Here is a 15,289-nt window from a genome sequence, read left to right on the forward strand (position 1 = left end):
TCCGTCAGCCCCCCGGGTGATCCCCAGGTTCGGGCCTCGCGGCCTCACGCGTGAATCACGCAGCGAACAGACGCGCCGCGTGCAGGCCCAGGCCGGTCGCCACCGAGGCGAAGCGATCGCCGCGCACCGGGCGCGCATCGGGATAGTCCGCGGCGATGCGGTCGGCCAGCACCGTCAGGCCGGTGGAGCCGCCGGTGAAGTACAGCGCGTCGATGTCCGACGGCTTCAGTCCGGCGCGCTCGACCGTCTCGCGGCCCGCCTGCGCGATGCGCTCGATGTCGCCGCGCAGCGCGTCGATCGCCGCCGTGTCCGACAGCGCCACCGACAGGCCCGATTCGATCAGCCCCAGGTCGATCGTGCAGCTGCCGCCGCCGGCGACCTCGATCTTGGCCTCCTCGGCGCGGTTCGCGAGCTCATGGCCCAGGCGTTCCTCCAGGACCGTCATGAGCCGCTGGTGATGACGCGCGTCGCCATAGAAGCTCTTCATGTTGCGCAGCTCCATCACGCGCTGCGGGCTGTAGCAGGTGTTGATCAGGTGCCAGGTCGCCAGGTCGAAGTAGACGCCGCTGGGCACCTCGCGCGGCGTCTGGCCCGGCTTGGCCGGCCCCAGCGCGCGATAGCCGAATTCACGCAGGATGCCGGTCAGCTCGATGTGGCGGTCGAAGTCCGTGCCGGCGATGTGCACGCCGTGGTTGGACAGGATGTCGTCGCGGCGGTCCAGCCGCTGCACGCGATCCGGGCCGACCCGCACGACCGAGAAGTCCGAAGTGCCGCCGCCGATGTCGGCCACCAGCACCAGCTGCTCGCGATCGGCGTGCTGCTCGAAGTCGAAGGCCGCGGCGATCGGCTCGAACTGGAATTGGACGTCGTCGAAACCGACCGCGCGCGCCGCCGCCGTCAGCGAGGCCTGGGCCGCGGCGTCGCGTTCGGGTTCGCCGTCGACGAAATACACCGGCCGGCCGAGCACCACCCGACGCGGCTCATGGCCCTGCTGCGCGGCCTGCTTGCGCAGGCGCTTCAGGTAGCCGGACAGCATGTCGATGTACTTCACGCCGCGGCCGCCGCCGACGTCCGTCACCTGGTCGATCAGGCTCGAGCCCAGGATGCTCTTCATCGAGCGCATCAGCCGGCCGTCGGCGCCTTCGACGTAGGCGGACATCGCCGCGCGGCCGAACGCTCTGGGCGGACCGTCGGCGTCGTGCCGGCCTTCGGCGAAATAGAACACCGCCGTGGGCATCGTGACCTTGTCGCCCTCCAGCGGCACCAGGCGCATCGCGCCCGGACGCGCCTCGTCAGGCACGGCCACGGCGGAGTTGGACGTGCCGAAGTCGATGGCGCAGAAGTCACGCGGCAGGTCGGTGGGCAAGGAAGACATGGCGCGTCGCTCGGAAATGCAAAAAGGGCGCGGATTCTAGCCGCGCCCTCGTTTTTGGGGCTTTGCCCCGTTGGTCAGCGCTGGTCAGGCCGGTTGCAGATTGCGGATCTGCTTGTCCGGAAGCGCGTCGCCATAGAAGGCGAAATCGAGATCCGGACGCTTGCCGCTCATCAGCTCGGCCAGCGCGCGGCCCGATCCCGCGCCATGCGTCCAGCCCAGCGTGCCGTGCCCGGCGTTGATCCACAGGTTGGACGCCTTCTGGCTGCGGCCGATGTAGGGCACGTTGGTCGGCGTGCTCGGGCGCAGGCCGGTCCAGTAGTTGGGCTCGGTCAGATCGGCCACGCCGGGGAAGAGCTCCTCGTAGCGGCGGATCAGCGACTCGCAGCGGACCTTGGACGTCGGCGTGTCCAGGCTGGTGTCCAGGCCCACGAGTTCCGCCGTGCCGGCGATGCGCACGAAATCGCCCAGGCGGGAGATCGCGATCTTGCGGGCGTCGTCCAGCAGGCTGACCGTGCTGGCCAGCTCGGGTTTCTTCAGGCGCAGCGTGGCCGAGTAGCCCTTGGCCGGATAGATGTTGAGGTGCTCGCCCAGCGGCTTGGTCAGGCCCGGCGCGTACGAGGCCAGCGCCACGACGTAGGCGTCGCCCTTGAGCCATTGCGTCTGGCCGGTCTCGCGCGACTGGACCTGCACGCCGGCGATCTGCTCGCCCTGCGGCTGCAGCGTCACGATGTCGTGGTTCCACAGGAACTGCGCGCCGCGCTTCTCGGCCAGCTTGGCCAGCGCCTGCGTGAACACGCGCGCGTCGCCCGATTCATCGCTGGGCGTGTAGGTGCCGCCGAACACCGCCTGCTGCGCGCTGCGCAGCGCGGGCTCAATGGCCAGCACTTCCTCGCGGCTCAGCACGCGGCGGTCGACGCCGTGGCGGCGCATGATTTCCGCGCCCTGTGCGCCGGCCTCGAAGTCGGCCTCGCTGCCGAAGAAGTGGAGGATGCCCTTCTGCAGGCGGTTGTACTGGATGCCGGTCTCCGCGACGAGCGACTGCAGCGACTCGTGGCTGTAGCGGCCCAGGCGCACGAGCTGCTCGACGTTGCGCTCGAAGGCCGCCGTCGTGCACTGGCCCAGGAAGGACAGGCCCCAGCGCCACTGCGCCGGGTCCAGACGGGGGCGGAACAGCAGCGGCGCGTCGTCCTTGAGCAGCCACTTGGCGACCTTGAACGGCGCCCCGGCGTTGGCCCAGGGTTCGCAGAAGCAGACCGAGATCTGCGCGCCGTTGGCGAAGCTGGTCTCCAGCGCCGCGTCGGGCTGGCGGTCGACGACGACGACATCGTGACCCTGGTCCAGCAGGTACCAGGCGGTGTGGATGCCGATGATGCCGGCGCCGAGAACGATGACCTTCATGGGGGAGCTCCAGGTGAACTTGTGGTTCCGCTTGCGTGCAGCGTGACGGGCTTCAGGCCAGCGGGCGCAGGATCAGCTGCAGTCCCAGGATGGCCATCACGAGGGCGATCAAGGCATCGATGCTGCGCCAGACCGCCGGGCGGCGCAACGGCACCGCCACCGCCGCGGCGCCGAAGCCCAGCAGCGAGAACCACATCCAGGACGCCACCGAGGCGCCCGCCGCGAACGGCAGCTGCAGGCCCGGGCTCTGCTGCGCGCCCACGGTGCCCAGCAGCACGACCGTGTCCAGATAGACGTGGGGATTCAGATAGGTCATCGCCAGCGTGCTGCCCAGCACCGCCGACAACGAGCCGCTGCCCGCCTGCGCCTGCAGGCCGGCCTTGGGCGAGATCGCCCGCAACGCCGCCTTGGCGCCATAGGCGAGCAGGAACGCGGCACCGCCCCAGCGGAAGACTTCCATCAGCAGCGGGCTCGCGTCGATCAGGCGGCCCAGCCCGAACACGCCCAGCCAGATCAGCAACATGTCCGACAACGCGCACACGAACACCACCGGCGCCACGTGCTGCCGCATCAGGCCCTGGCGCAGCACCAGCGCGTTCTGCGCGCCGATGGCGACGATCAGTCCGGCTCCGGTGAGCCAGCCTTGCAACAGGGCCGCGCTGGGGGACGACATCGGGGGGATGGACGAATGGGGGTCGAAAGGGCCGGATTGTGGGCAGACGCCGTCAATCCATGAAGCGGGATTAATATCTCAGCGAATACATTAGGTCTGCTAATAATTGAATGGGGCGCGGCAGCGCCGGGAGACAAGCGATGAAGGATCTGGACGCCGCCGGCCTGGACTGTCTGGCCGCGCTGGCCGACGAGCGCAGCTTCGAGCGCGCCGCCGAGACCCTGGCCATCACGCAGAGCGCGGTGTCGCAGCGCCTGCGCAGCCTGGAGGCGCAGGTCGGGCAGCTGCTGGTGGTGCGCTCGCGCCCGCTGCGGCTGACGGAGCCCGGCAAGCGGCTGCTCCGTTACGCCCGCCAGCTGGCGGCGCTGCGCGCGGACGTGGTGCGCGAGCTGGGCGTGCAGGCCGCGCAGACCGAACGGCTGCCGATCGCCGTCAATGCCGACAGCCTGGCGACCTGGGTCCTCCCGGCGCTGGATCCGCTGGTCCAGCGCGGGCTGCGGGAGGGGTTCGGGCTGGAACTGGTCGTCGACGACCAGGATTTCACCCATGACTGGCTGCGCCAGGGCGAGGTGCTCGGCTGCGTGACCACGGTGCCGCAGGCGCTGCGCGGTTGCATCGCGCAGCCGCTGGGCGTGATGCGCTACATCGCGGTGGCCAGCCCGGACTTCGTCGCGCGGATGCTCCCCGACGGGCTGGGGGCCGCGAACTTCGCGCAGGTGCCTTTTCTCGTCTTCAACCGCAAGGACGACGCCCAGCAGCAGTGGGTCCGTCAGGCGATGGGGCTGCGCTCGGCCCGGCTGAACGCGCGTTACGTGCCGTCGAGCGAGGGCTACGTCAACGCGGTCCGCATGGGCTGGGGCGTGGGCGTGGCACCGGAGCTGCAGGTCCGGCCGCTGCTGGCCAGCGGCGAACTGGTGGCGCTGAGGCCCGACGTTCAGGTCGAGGTCGCCCTGTACTGGCACCAGTGGAAGCTGGGCGGCGACGCCGCCGCGTCCGACACGCCGCGTCCGAAAACGGCAACGCCGGAGGGCGGAGCGCCTCCGGCGTTGCTGGATCAGATCGGGGAAGCGCTGGCCCGGGGTGCCCGGGCGGCGCTCGGCGCCAACTTCAGCGCTTGAGCGAGGCCACCTGCACCTTGGCTTGCGCGTGGACGGCTGCCGGAGCCGTCGCGGGGAGCTCAGGTGCGGACACCGCGGTCTGGGCCGCGAGACGCATCCTGAAACCACCGCGTTCGTGTTTGTCTTGAACCGAGCTGGCCAACCAGGCAGAAATCAGCACCACGCTGGCAACAATGGCCCAGGTCATCGACTTGTGGATCAACGGAGACATGAGGAAACAACCGAATCCGTGAATTAGGGAAGGTGCGGAGCATAGTCACCCCACGTTTCGGGGGGCATCACACCTAAGTGGGGTGCGTGGTTATTCCGCCAAAGATGTGGTGGGCATGCACCAGTCTGTGTGGATTTGTGAACACGATTCCGAGGCACCCGCGATCTGGGGATTCTCCCGAAGACGAAGACGCGCAAACTGTGGCTCAACGCGCGGTGCGGCATCGGCATCGCGCGGCGGACAACCCGTGCTTTCCGACGAGGTCCATCATGCGCATCGCTTCCGCCCTGAGCCTTTTCCGCCGCAACACTCCCAGCGCCCATGAGCCCGAACCGGCCGATATGGGGACCGCGTTCGGGATGGAAGCCAGCTTCGGCGACGAAAGCGAGTACGAGGACTTCCGGCGCAGCGATTACGGGCTGGAGTCCCAGGCCGAGCCCCGGCCCACGGTGGCCTCGCCGCTGTCCTGGATGGCCCGCCGCAGCTGATGTGACGAGGCGCCCCGCGGGGCGCCTTGCTGTTGGCGAAGCGCGGTCAGCGCATCAGCCCGATCAGCCCAATCCGCCGCATCAGCCGAATCAGGGATTCAGCGAATCAGCAGCACCGGCACATCGGTGTGGGCCATGACCTTCGTGGCGACCGATCCCAGCACCAGCTTGCCCAGCGCCGTGTGGCCGTGCGAGCCCATCATGATCAGGTCGAAACGGCCCTTCTCGGCCACGGCCGAGATCGCGTCCGACGCGTGGCCAGTCTTGACCACGTATTGCGCCTTGATGCCGCGCTTGTCCATGAAGGTGCGGATCGGCTTGAGCACCTTCTCGGCTTCTTCCTGGTAATACTCGGCCAGCACGGCCTTCTCGAGCACGGCGGCGGCGCGGGGCGGCACCGCCGCGACGACGTGCACGACCGTGTAGTCATGCGCGCCTCCGAGCCACTCGTCGTGGGCGGAGAGGTAGGCCAGCATGCGCTTGGAATACACGCTGCCGTCGACGGCGACCAGGATCTTCATCGTTCACTCCCTCAAGCAAGTGCGGCCGACGACCGGCCGCGGGCCAGTGTGTCACAAGGCGCCTTCCGGAAAGCCGCATCGGCGCCGCAGGCCGCGCCTGCCTTGACGTTGGACAATGCGCCCTTTCCCAGTCCCCGCGGTGCCTGTCGCGCCGTCACGCCGTGCGTCTGCAACTGATCTCTGATCTACACCTCGAACGCCAGACCGATTTCCAGACCGTCGCCGCGCCGGACGTCGACCTGCTGGTGCTGGCGGGCGACGTCGGCTCCTATCAGGCCGGTTCGCGGCTGGTGACGGACGATTTCGGGCTGGGCCGCTTCTCCCCGACGCGCGAAGGCGCTCCCTGGCGGCGCGTGCTGTACGTGCCGGGCAACCACGAGTACGACGGCATCGACTTCGCCACCGCGCAGGCGCGGCTGCGCCAGACCTGCGCCGAGCTCGGCATCGAGTGGCTGGACCGCGAGGAGATCGTCATCGGCGACGTGCGCTTCGTCGGCACGACGCTCTGGGCGGACTTCGACGCGCTGGCCGCGCGCGAGACGACCATGACCCAGCAGCTCGCCGCGCGCGAGAAGGCCTTCCGGGCGGCCAATTTCTACTTGCGGCGCTACTCGACGCTGGTCGACGGGCAGCACATGCTGGCCGATCAGCAGCGCGAGCTCGCCCTCGAGTGCCAGGCCTGGCTGCGCGAGGCGCTCGCCCGGCCCTTTGAAGGCAAGACGGTGGCGGTGACGCATTACGCGCCCAGCCTGCGCAGCGCCGATCCGCGTTATGGCGAGACGCCGGGCACGGCCGGCTTCTGCAACGCGCTGGACGAGCTGCTGCCCTACGCCGACCTGTGGCTGCACGGCCACCTGCACTGCGCCCACGATTACGTCGTCGAGACCCCCACCGGCCCGCGCGGCGAGTTCCCGCATCGTTGCCGCGTGGTCGCCAATCCGCTGGGCTACGCCAACAAGGGCGAGCAGGCCGATTACCGGCCCGATCTGGTCATCGAGGTCTGACCGGCGGAGGGCCGTCGTAGGTCCACAGGTACTCGCGCGGCATCGGCCCCTTGTTGCGGCCGCCCTGCTGCGTCTGCTCCCAGGCATGCGCCAGGATGCCCACCGAGCGCGAGAGGCAGAACAACCCGCGCGCCAGCGGCGCCGGGAAGCCCAGCTCCGCGTAGATCACCGCGGTCGCGCCATCGATGTTCATCGGGATGCGCCGCCCGTCCTTGCGCCGCTGCAGCTCGGCCTCCACCGCGCGGCCGATCCCGGCGAACCGGCCGGACACGACGCCCAGCCCGGCCGCCTCGTCGACCAGGTCCAGCAAACGCGGCGCGCGCGGATCCACCGGATGGAAGCGATGCCCGAAGCCCGACACGAACTTGCCCCGCTGCGCGATCGCCTCGTCCAGGCCCGCGCCCACCGCGTCGGCGAGCGCCGCGCCCGCGTCGATCCGCGTCGCGATCGCCTGCAGCATCTCCACGCACTGCTCGCCGGCGCCGCCGTGCACATCGCCCAGCACGTTCATCGCCGAGGCCATCGCGTTGTTCAGCCCCACGCCGCAGGTCGCGGCCATGCGCGCGATCGCGATGCTCGGGGCCTGTGGCCCGTGATCGACCGCCGCCATCAACGCGCAGTCCAGCAGCTTGGCCTGCTCCGCGCCGGGCAGCTCGCCCCGCGTCATCAGCCAGATCATTTGCGCGAAGCTCACCTGACCGATCAGGTCCTGGATCGCATGCCCGCGGTAGCGGATCACGCCCGGGGACATCTCGATGATGGACGTGCGCCACCAGTCCGACACGCGGGGATCGTGCCGGACGTCGCTCAGCAGGTCGTTGCTCAGCGGGTCGTCGCTCATACCGCCTTCTCCTCTTTCAGCGCGGCGCGTTCGTCAGCGCCATAACCCAGCTCGGCCAGGATCTCGTCGGTGTGCTGCCCCAGCCGTGGCGGCGGCGTCGCCACGCGCGGCGCCTGGCCGTCGAGCTTGAATCCGGTGCGCAGCACGCGGATATCGCGGCCCACGCCAGGCACGTCCTCGAAGCTGCCGATCAGGCCGCGCCCGGCGATCTGCGGCTGCGCGAGCGCCTCCTTCACCGACAGCACCGGCCCGGCGGGCACGCCCGCGTCGATGAAGCGCGGCCACCAGTCGACCGCCGGCCGCTCGCTCAGCGCCGCCTCCAGCAGGTGCGTCAGCGCGGCCCGGTGCTTCAGCCGCGCGTGCCGATCGGCGAAGCGGGCGTCGGTCGTCCACTCGGGATGACCCACGACTTCGCAGACGGCCTCGAACTGCTCCTGCTTGTTGGCGGCGATGTTGAGCAGGCCCTCGCCCGTGCGGAAGGTCCCCGACGGGCTGGCCGTCACGTTGTCATTGCCCAGGGGCTGGGGCTCGCGCCCGGCCACCAGCAGGTTGGACACGGCCCAGCCCATCGTCGCCATCGCCGCCTCGAGCATCGAGACATCGATGAAGGTCGCGTCCTGACGGTCGCGATCGGCCAGGGCCGCGGCGATCGCCATCGCGGCGGTGAGCCCGCCGATCGTGTCGGCCACCGGATACCCGACGCGCAAGGGCGCGGTGGCGGCGTCGCCGGTGAGGCTCATCATCCCGGACATGCCCTGGATGATCTGGTCGTACGCGGGCAGGTCGCGCAAGGGACCGTCCTGGCCGAAGCCCGAGATCGCGCAATAGACCAGCCGCGGATGCTCGCGGCGGAGCTCGTCGAAGCCCACGCCCAGGCGCTGCATCACGCCGGGCCGGAAGTTCTCGACGACCACGTCGGCGCTGGCCACCAGCCGGCGGAACACCGCCTTGCCCGCGTCGCGCTTGAGGTCCACCGTGATCGAGCGCTTGCCCGGGTTCTGCGCCAGGAAGGACGCGCCCATGTGCGCCTGGTTGAGCGCGGTGTCGGCGCCGAGCTGGCGGGCGAGGTCGCCGCTCTCGCGGGCCTCGACCTTGATGACGTCGGCGCCCAGGTGCGCGAGCTGATGGCAGGCGAAGGGGCCGGCCAGCACGTTGGTGAGATCTAGCACGCGGATGCCGCGCAGCGGAGCAAGATTCATTGTTCTATCTGGCGGAACGACGAGTTGTCTGATAGAACTATAGGCCGAGCCGGCCGCGCTGACCAGCTCTGGAGACCTGCCCATGCCCACTTCCGAACGCCCACCTGCCCAGGACGCTGCCAACGACACCGCCCGCCAAAGCGCCCAGGACGGCAGCCCCGAGTCCAGCGGCGTGGCGGTGCTGGACCGTGCATTCGCCCTGTTGGGGGCCTTCGGTCAGGATGACGACAGCCTGTCGTTGGCCGAGCTGTCGCGGCGCACCGATCTCTACAAGAGCACCGTGCTGCGGCTGCTCGGCGCGCTGGAGCATGGCGGCTTCGTGCGCCGGCTTCCGGACGGCCAGTACGCGATCGGACCGGCGCCGCTGCGGCTGGCGACGATCTATCAGCGCTCCTTCCAGGTGGGCCCGGTGGTGGAGCCGCTGCTCAAGCAGCTCAGCGCGGACACCAGCGAGACCGCCTCCTTCTACGTCCGCCATGGCGACGCGCGCGTCGCGCTCTATCGCTGGGAACCGGCGCGGTCGGTGCGCGCGGCGGTCGCCGTGGGCCAGCAGTACACGCTGCGGCAAGGCGCTTCGGGCAAGGTGCTGTGCGCGTTCTCGGACGACGGCCGCGAGGGCCTCGAGACGGTTCACGCGCGCGGCTGGGCCGCGTCGTACGGCGAGCGCGAGCCGGACACGGCCTCGGTCGCCGCGCCGGTCATCGGCGTGAACGGCCAGGTACATGGCGCGATCGCGGTGTCGGGGCCCCGGGTGAGGCTGTCGCCGCCGGAGACGATGGCCGCGGCCTGCCGCGCGGTGCTCGGCGCCGCGCGCGAGGCCAGCCGGTTGCTCGGCGGCGGTGCCGCGCAACTCGCCCGCTTCGATGAGGCGCTGCGCACGCTGTCGATCGACGATGTCACGCCCGAGGATTGAGCGCATGAGGGTCGAGCGCCGAAGGGTCGAGCGCCGCCCATGAAAAACGCCGGCTCGAGGCCGGCGTTCATCGCGAGGCGATGGCCTGGGATCAGGCCGCGCCGTGGCAGTTCTTGAACTTCTTGCCCGAGCCGCAGTGGCACGGGTCGTTGCGGCCCAGCTTGGGCACGTCGCGACGCACCTGCTCGACGTGATAACGCTGGGATTCGGTCGCTTCCTGCAGGTCGACGACGGTGAGGATCAGGTCCTCGATCGCCTCGTCGAGGTTCTTGAGCGGATGCTCGCGATCCATCAGCTCGACGATCTCCTTCTCCTCCGGCGTCTCGGCCGGCAGGTGGCGATACAGGCGGGCCAGCAGCGCGTTGACGTTGTCGTCGGCCTGCTCGTGCAGGTCGGGGAAGGTGACCGCGGCGTACTCGAAGCCACCCACCCACGGCAGCAGCGAGCGGGTGATCGGATCGGTCGGCAGGTCGGCGCCGTCCGCGCTCTCCACGCCTTCCGCGCTCTCAGCGGCCTCGGCAGGCGCATCGGCGGTGGCGGCCGTCTCGGCGTCAGCGCCCTGACCGGCCTCCGCGTTCTCGTCGCCTTCCGCCTCCTCGGCGTCCAGGTCCAGCACCACCGGGTAGAACCAGCCCTGCTCCAGCATGCTGTGGTTGAGCGAGGCGAAGCGGCGCTCGACCAGGCCGCGGATGCGGGCCAGCCAGGCGGGATCGATGTCGTCGGGCAGCGGGCGGCCTTCGTAATCGAAGACCGGGGGCAGCCATTCCTCGATCGGGATCAGGCGGGGCTGCACCAGCACGCCGGCCAGGTAGCCGTCCAGCATCGAGGCGTCCAGCGGCTCGAGCGGCGCCGGCGTGGCGGCGAGAAGGTCGTCGAGTTCGTCGAACTCGGCGTCGGAAAGGTCGTGGGCAATGCTCATGGGGCGCGATTGTCGCCGCTCGCGCCCGATTCGATCAGCCGCTCCCGCATCCAGCGCTGGGCGCTGCGGTCGTCGTTGCGCAGATGCCAGAGCACGTCCACGTGGACCGGCGACAGCTGCATCGGCAGCGGCCGGTAGATCAGCGACTCCTGATAACCGGTGGCGGTGATGAAGGATTGGGGGAGCACCGTCAGCAGGTCCGAATGCGCCACCACCCGTCCGGCGGTGAAGAACTGGTTGACCGTCAGCGCGATCCGGCGACTGCGCTTGAGCGCGGCCAGGGCCTCGTCGACGAACCCATAGGGCCGCCCCGAGAAGCTCACCAGCAGGTGATGCGCCTGACAGAAGGCATCGAGCGTCAGTTCCTGGTCAGCCAACGGGTGCCCCCGTCGCATCACGCAGACGTAATAGGAGTCGTAGAGCCGCTGCTGGCGGATGGACGCCATGTCGCCCTGCCCCTTCAGCGCGGCGACGGCCGTCGGGAAGTAGCCCAGCGCGAAGTCGGCCTCGCCCTGTTCCAGCAGCGAGCGCGGGTCGCGCGTGGTCAGCGGCAGCACATGGACGTTGGCCAACGCCCGCAGCCGCTCCAGCTGCTGCATCAGCGGCGGCAGGATCAGCGCCGCCGTCGCGTCCGCCATCGCCAGGCGGAAGGTGTATTCCTCGGACGCGGGCTGGTAGTCGCCGGGGTCCAGCGCCACGCGCAGCCGGGTCAGCGCGGCACGCACCTCGGGCCACAAGCCCTCGGCCCGCGAGGTCGGTTTCATGCCGAAGGCCTGGCGCACGAACAGGTCCTCGCCCAGCGCCTCGCGCAGCCGCTTGAGCGCATGGCTCACGGCGGGCTGCGTCATCGAGAGCCGCTCGGCCGCGCGGGTCATCGAGCGCTCCGCCATCACGGCGTCGAACACCTTCAGGAGGTTCAGATCCAGGTTGCGGAAGCTCATCGTCGGACGCTCAGGATTGGCACTTTTTCACGGAGATCACAGGGAAATGCGGCCCGGATTGGCGCGTTTGCTCGCGATCCGGGCCTCACAACGTGACGCGGATCACATCCGGTCGCGGTCCGCCCAATGATATGCACAGCATTCATACATTCAATGCCCACCTTTCATTGGCGTAATGCCTAGGGGAAACCCTATAGTTCGTTCCGTCGGTTCTACAGAGCCGCCAAAACAAGCCAATCAAAGGAAATCGCCATGAGCGTCGCTACCCAAACCTTCGGTCTGCCGCTGAGCCGCACGGTGCGTCGCGGCGGCACGTTTGCCACCATCGGTGCCCGCGTCTGGGCCCGCACGATCACGAACGTGAAGGCCCGCATCGAGTCGGCCAAGATGGCCCGCGCCGAGCGCGAGCTGCTGGCCCTGGCCGCCCAGTACGAAGAGAGCATGCCCTCCTTCGCCGCTGAACTGCGCGCCGCCAACGCCCGTCGCAACGGCTGACACGCCGACCCCCGCCGGGTGCTGTACAGGCCCGGCAGCAAGGACTGATCTCGTGCTGGAGGTGAGCGCAGGCTCTCCTTGAATCGCGCGTCAGGCCGAGCAAAACAAATGCCCGCTTCGAATTGCTTCGAGCGGGCGTTGTCTTTTGGACGACACGGATCGGGACCTCCCGGACCCGCCTCTCGCGAGGCGGCATCCAGGAGGATTCCGGGCGATCAGGCCTGGGCCAGGCGCTGTTCGATCTTGGCCTTGGTGGCCGGCAGCTCGGCCGGCAGGCCTTGGGCGAGTTGCACGAAGAGCTCGTCGTGCAGCTTCAGCTCGGTGGCCCAGTCGTCGTTGGAGATGTGCGTGACCGTCTTGAACTGCTCCGGCGTGAACGCCAGGCCTTGCCAGTTCAGGTCCTCATAACGCGGGCTGGTGCCGAAGGCGTGTTCCACGCCGTGACCCTGGCCGTCGACGCGTTCCAGCATCCACTTCAGCACGCGCATGTTCTCGCCGTAGCCGGGCCAGACGAACTTGCCGTCAGCGCCCTTGCGGAACCAGTTCACGCAGAAGATCGCCGGCAGCTTGGCGCCGGACTGGGCCAGCTTGGCGCCCAGCGACAGCCAGTGCTGGAAGTAGTCCGCCATGTTGTAGCCCATGAAAGGCAGCATCGCGAACGGGTCGCGGCGCACGACGCCCTGCTGGCCGGCGGCCGCGGCGGTGGTTTCCGACCCCATCGTGGCGGCCATGTAGACGCCTTCGGTCCAGTCGCGGGCCTCGGTCACCAGCGGCACGGTCGTCGAGCGTCGGCCACCGAAGATGAAGGCGTCGATCGCGACGCCGGCGGGGTTGTCCCACTCCGCGTCCAGGGCCGGGTTGTTGGTGGCGGCCACGGTGAAGCGCGCGTTCGGATGAGCGGCCTTGGCGCCGGTTTCCTTGGCGATCTCCGGGGTCCAGTCCTTGCCTTGCCAGTCGGTCAGGTGCGCCGGCGGCTTGTCGGTCATGCCTTCCCACCAGACGTCGCCATCGTCGGTGCGGGCGACGTTGGTGAAGATGACGTCCTTGTCCAGGCTGGCCATGCAGTTCGGATTGGTCTTCTCGTTCGTGCCGGGGGCGACGCCGAAGTAGCCCGCTTCCGGGTTGATCGCGTAGAGGCGGCCATCCTTGCCCGGCTTGATCCAGGCGATGTCGTCGCCGATGGTCGTGACCTTCCAGCCCTCGAAGCCGGTGGGCGGGATCAGCATCGCGAAGTTGGTCTTGCCGCAGGCGCTCGGGAAGGCGGCGGCGACGTGGTGCTTCTTGCCTTCGGGCGAGGTCACGCCCAGCACCAGCATGTGCTCGGCCAGCCAGCCCTGGTCGCGGCCCATCGTCGAGGCGATGCGCAGCGCGAAGCACTTCTTGCCCAGCAGCGCGTTGCCGCCGTAGCCCGATCCGTAGGACCAGATCTCGCGGGTGGCCGGGTAATGGACGATGTACTTGGTCTTGTTGCACGGCCACTTGACGTCGGCCTGGCCCGGCTCGAGCGGCGCGCCGACGGTGTGGACGCAGGGCACGAACTCGCCGTCCTGACCCAGCGTGTCCAGGACCGCGCGACCCATGCGGGTCATGATGCGCATGTTCACGGCCACGTAGGGGCTGTCGGACAGTTCAACGCCGATGTGGGCGATCGGGGAGCCGATCGGGCCCATGGAGAACGGCACGACGAACAGCGTGCGGCCGCGCATGGCGCCCTTGAACAGCGCCTGCTCGCCGGTCTGCAGCAGGGTGCGCATCTCGGCCGGGGCCATCCAGTTGTTGGTCGGGCCGGCGTCGGCCTTGTCGGCGGTGCAGATGAAGGTGCGGTCCTCGACGCGGGCGACGTCGCTCGGGTCGCTCCAGGCGAGGTAGCTGTTGGGGCGCTTGGCCGGGTTGAGTTTCTGGAAGGTGCCGGCGTCGACGAGCTGCTGGCACAGGCGGTCGTACTCGGCTTGGCTGCCGTCGCACCAGTAGACGTCCTTGGCCTCGGTGAGCGCGGCGATCTCCGCGACCCAGGCGATCAGGCGCTGGTGTTTGACGTAGGCCGGTACGTTCAGGCGCAAGCCTTCCATTACGGGTTGGTTCATGGCGGTTCCCAATTTGAGGATATGAAAAGCGGAATTGGGTCAGCTCCGTTCCGGTGGCTTCTCGCTGTGGCTACAGAGGAGAAGACCGCGGAGCTGACCCAATGCCGCACGCCATGGCGGGTGCCTCGCCGAACACTGGTTCCAATGTAATCACGCCGTAACTCGCGCGCTCGCCGGGGTTATGCGTTTCTGGAATGGTTTGATGCCGGGTCCGGCATGTGGGCGGGGGCGGCGGTAGGCAAACCGCATGCCCAAACCTGCATTGACTGTCGGTTTTCCTTACATCGCTTGTCCCATAAAAATGGGTCCTCAGAAAAAGCCGATTCAAATCAACGACTTATCGGGATGATGCGAACTGGCCTGGATTCTGCTTGCAGATCGCCCGCGCTCGAATCCGCCGGCGACGACGTCGGCCTCGAACAGCGCGTCCCGCCCGATCCAGGGGGTCACCCGGTCGGCGCGGAGAACAACTAGATCCATTCATCCCGAGGGAATCCATGAGCTTCATTTCCAAGGCCGCCCAGGCCTGCGGCGCCATTGCGCTGGCCGCTGCCCTGTCGTCCGCCCAAGCCGCGGTCGTCGACTTCACCCAGGCTGCTGAAGGCGGCGTGTATTCGAACCCGACAGGCTCGGGCAACGGCCCGTCGCTGTACGTGGCGCAAGGTTTCGAATTCCTGGCGGTCGGTCCGGACGGTCACTTCCATGAGAACCTGAGCGACAGCAGCTCGGTGTTCCTGCACTCCAACTACGGCAACGTCACGACCAACCGTTGGGTGCTGTCGATGACCGGCGGCGGCGCGTTCGACGTCAGCAACTTCACGCTGACGCAAGGCGCGCTGAACTGGCTGACGGACACCGGCGTGGTGGGCACGATCGGCACGGGCTCGAACGCCCTGAGCCTGACGAACATCCATTCGCTGACCTTCCTGCTGGTCTCGAACGGCGCTGCCGCCAACGTGACGCGCTTCACCGCCAACGCGAGCTCGGTGCCCGAGCCGACCGGCCTGGCGCTGGCGCTGGCCGCGCTGGGCGGCATGGGCCTGGTGCTGCGTCGCCGCAAGCAAGCCTGATCGCCTCCGCGACCAGAATGAGAAGCCCGGCCCTGCCGG

16 protein-coding genes are annotated in these 15,289 nt (G+C 68.9%); 6 read left to right on the forward strand and 10 right to left on the reverse strand.

What is annotated here, in order from left to right:
• Positions 1–55 precede the first annotated feature (55 nt).
• The 3 genes from ACNI65_RS23015 to ACNI65_RS23025 form a co-directional block, all read right to left on the reverse strand.
• Positions 56–1,375, reverse strand: a complete 1,320-nt coding sequence (locus tag ACNI65_RS23015) for an Hsp70 family protein (RefSeq protein ID WP_416759687.1) — start codon at positions 1,373–1,375, stop codon at positions 56–58.
• An 84-nt stretch (positions 1,376–1,459) separates the two neighbouring features.
• Positions 1,460–2,773 (reverse strand): D-amino acid dehydrogenase, encoded by a 1,314-nt coding sequence (locus tag ACNI65_RS23020; RefSeq protein ID WP_416759688.1) that lies wholly within the window; start codon positions 2,771–2,773, stop codon positions 1,460–1,462.
• Between the two features lie 52 nt (positions 2,774–2,825).
• Positions 2,826–3,446, reverse strand: a complete 621-nt coding sequence (locus ACNI65_RS23025; RefSeq protein WP_416759690.1) for a LysE/ArgO family amino acid transporter — start codon at positions 3,444–3,446, stop codon at positions 2,826–2,828.
• Between the two features lie 140 nt (positions 3,447–3,586).
• Between ACNI65_RS23025 and ACNI65_RS23030 the strand changes: the two genes are divergently transcribed.
• Entirely contained in the window at positions 3,587–4,564 is a 978-nt protein-coding gene (locus ACNI65_RS23030) for a LysR family transcriptional regulator ArgP (RefSeq protein ID WP_416759691.1), read from the forward strand.
• Here the strand turns inward: ACNI65_RS23030 and ACNI65_RS23035 are convergent.
• Positions 4,554–4,766, reverse strand: a complete 213-nt coding sequence (locus tag ACNI65_RS23035) for a hypothetical protein (RefSeq protein ID WP_416759693.1) — start codon at positions 4,764–4,766, stop codon at positions 4,554–4,556. The genes ACNI65_RS23030 and ACNI65_RS23035 overlap by 11 nt on opposite strands.
• Before the next feature lie 278 nt (positions 4,767–5,044).
• Between ACNI65_RS23035 and ACNI65_RS23040 the strand changes: the two genes are divergently transcribed.
• Positions 5,045–5,263 carry a hypothetical protein gene (locus tag ACNI65_RS23040; protein WP_416759694.1) on the forward strand — a complete coding sequence of 73 codons (219 nt, stop codon included), beginning with the start codon at positions 5,045–5,047 and terminating at the stop codon, positions 5,261–5,263.
• Between the two features lie 98 nt (positions 5,264–5,361).
• Here the strand turns inward: ACNI65_RS23040 and ACNI65_RS23045 are convergent, their stop codons facing one another.
• Positions 5,362–5,784 (reverse strand): universal stress protein, encoded by a 423-nt coding sequence (locus tag ACNI65_RS23045; RefSeq protein ID WP_416759695.1) that lies wholly within the window; start codon positions 5,782–5,784, stop codon positions 5,362–5,364.
• Positions 5,785–5,945: 161 nt separating this feature from the next.
• Here ACNI65_RS23045 and ACNI65_RS23050 point away from each other — a divergent pair, with 161 nt between their 5' ends.
• Positions 5,946–6,788: a metallophosphoesterase gene (locus ACNI65_RS23050; protein WP_416759696.1), complete on the forward strand. Its 843-nt coding sequence runs from the start codon at positions 5,946–5,948 to the stop codon at positions 6,786–6,788.
• Here the strand turns inward: ACNI65_RS23050 and ACNI65_RS23055 are convergent.
• Both ACNI65_RS23055 and ACNI65_RS23060 read right to left on the reverse strand, forming a co-directional pair.
• Entirely contained in the window at positions 6,775–7,629 is an 855-nt protein-coding gene (locus ACNI65_RS23055) for a citryl-CoA lyase (RefSeq protein ID WP_416759698.1), read from the reverse strand. The two genes, ACNI65_RS23050 and ACNI65_RS23055, sit on opposite strands and share 14 nt — an antisense overlap.
• Positions 7,626–8,828, reverse strand: coding sequence for a CaiB/BaiF CoA transferase family protein (locus ACNI65_RS23060; protein WP_416759700.1), 1,203 nt, complete (start codon positions 8,826–8,828; stop codon positions 7,626–7,628). Before ACNI65_RS23060 ends, ACNI65_RS23055 begins: the two co-directional genes overlap by 4 nt.
• A gap of 82 nt (positions 8,829–8,910) precedes the next feature.
• Between ACNI65_RS23060 and ACNI65_RS23065 the strand changes: the two genes are divergently transcribed.
• Positions 8,911–9,741, forward strand: a complete 831-nt coding sequence (locus ACNI65_RS23065) for an IclR family transcriptional regulator (RefSeq protein ID WP_416759701.1) — start codon at positions 8,911–8,913, stop codon at positions 9,739–9,741.
• 91 nt (positions 9,742–9,832) lie between these two features.
• Here the strand turns inward: ACNI65_RS23065 and ACNI65_RS23070 are convergent, their stop codons facing one another.
• Positions 9,833–10,660 carry a UPF0149 family protein gene (locus ACNI65_RS23070; protein ID WP_416759702.1) on the reverse strand — a complete coding sequence of 276 codons (828 nt, stop codon included), beginning with the start codon at positions 10,658–10,660 and terminating at the stop codon, positions 9,833–9,835.
• Positions 10,657–11,601, reverse strand: a complete 945-nt coding sequence (locus tag ACNI65_RS23075; protein WP_416759703.1) for a LysR family transcriptional regulator — start codon at positions 11,599–11,601, stop codon at positions 10,657–10,659. The genes ACNI65_RS23070 and ACNI65_RS23075 overlap by 4 nt, the downstream gene beginning before the upstream one ends.
• 252 nt (positions 11,602–11,853) lie before the next feature.
• On the opposite strand from ACNI65_RS23075, the gene ACNI65_RS23080 reads away from it, so the two are divergent.
• Positions 11,854–12,096 carry a hypothetical protein gene (locus ACNI65_RS23080; RefSeq protein WP_091729319.1) on the forward strand — a complete coding sequence of 81 codons (243 nt, stop codon included), beginning with the start codon at positions 11,854–11,856 and terminating at the stop codon, positions 12,094–12,096.
• Between the two features lie 215 nt (positions 12,097–12,311).
• On the opposite strand, the gene ACNI65_RS23085 is transcribed toward ACNI65_RS23080, so the two are convergent.
• Positions 12,312–14,180 (reverse strand): phosphoenolpyruvate carboxykinase (GTP), encoded by a 1,869-nt coding sequence (locus ACNI65_RS23085; RefSeq protein WP_416759704.1) that lies wholly within the window; start codon positions 14,178–14,180, stop codon positions 12,312–12,314.
• A 497-nt stretch (positions 14,181–14,677) separates the two neighbouring features.
• On the opposite strand from ACNI65_RS23085, the gene ACNI65_RS23090 reads away from it, so the two are divergent.
• Entirely contained in the window at positions 14,678–15,250 is a 573-nt protein-coding gene (locus ACNI65_RS23090; RefSeq protein WP_416759706.1) for a PEP-CTERM sorting domain-containing protein, read from the forward strand.
• The last annotated feature ends 39 nt before the right edge of the window (positions 15,251–15,289 follow it).

The organism is Roseateles sp. So40a (genome assembly GCF_048081605.1).
GTDB lineage: Bacteria > Pseudomonadota > Gammaproteobacteria > Burkholderiales > Burkholderiaceae_C > Roseateles.

Excerpts from the sequence above, each read along its gene's own strand:
- ACNI65_RS23025 (WP_416759690.1), bottom strand. The coding sequence starts at position 3,446 with ATGTCGTCCCCCAGCGCGGCCCTGTTGCAAGGCTGGCTCACCGGAGCC.
- ACNI65_RS23090 (WP_416759706.1), top strand. The coding sequence starts at position 14,678 with ATGAGCTTCATTTCCAAGGCCGCCCAGGCCTGCGGCGCCATTGCGCTG.
- ACNI65_RS23055 (WP_416759698.1), bottom strand. The coding sequence starts at position 7,629 with ATGAGCGACGACCCGCTGAGCAACGACCTGCTGAGCGACGTCCGGCAC.
- ACNI65_RS23040 (WP_416759694.1), top strand. The coding sequence starts at position 5,045 with ATGCGCATCGCTTCCGCCCTGAGCCTTTTCCGCCGCAACACTCCCAGC.
- ACNI65_RS23080 (WP_091729319.1), top strand. The coding sequence starts at position 11,854 with ATGAGCGTCGCTACCCAAACCTTCGGTCTGCCGCTGAGCCGCACGGTG.
- ACNI65_RS23070 (WP_416759702.1), bottom strand. The coding sequence starts at position 10,660 with ATGAGCATTGCCCACGACCTTTCCGACGCCGAGTTCGACGAACTCGAC.
- ACNI65_RS23060 (WP_416759700.1), bottom strand. The coding sequence starts at position 8,828 with ATGAATCTTGCTCCGCTGCGCGGCATCCGCGTGCTAGATCTCACCAAC.
- ACNI65_RS23085 (WP_416759704.1), bottom strand. The coding sequence starts at position 14,180 with ATGAACCAACCCGTAATGGAAGGCTTGCGCCTGAACGTACCGGCCTAC.
- ACNI65_RS23075 (WP_416759703.1), bottom strand. The coding sequence starts at position 11,601 with ATGAGCTTCCGCAACCTGGATCTGAACCTCCTGAAGGTGTTCGACGCC.
- ACNI65_RS23065 (WP_416759701.1), top strand. The coding sequence starts at position 8,911 with ATGCCCACTTCCGAACGCCCACCTGCCCAGGACGCTGCCAACGACACC.
- ACNI65_RS23020 (WP_416759688.1), bottom strand. The coding sequence starts at position 2,773 with ATGAAGGTCATCGTTCTCGGCGCCGGCATCATCGGCATCCACACCGCC.
- ACNI65_RS23015 (WP_416759687.1), bottom strand. The coding sequence starts at position 1,375 with ATGTCTTCCTTGCCCACCGACCTGCCGCGTGACTTCTGCGCCATCGAC.
- ACNI65_RS23045 (WP_416759695.1), bottom strand. The coding sequence starts at position 5,784 with ATGAAGATCCTGGTCGCCGTCGACGGCAGCGTGTATTCCAAGCGCATG.
- ACNI65_RS23030 (WP_416759691.1), top strand. The coding sequence starts at position 3,587 with ATGAAGGATCTGGACGCCGCCGGCCTGGACTGTCTGGCCGCGCTGGCC.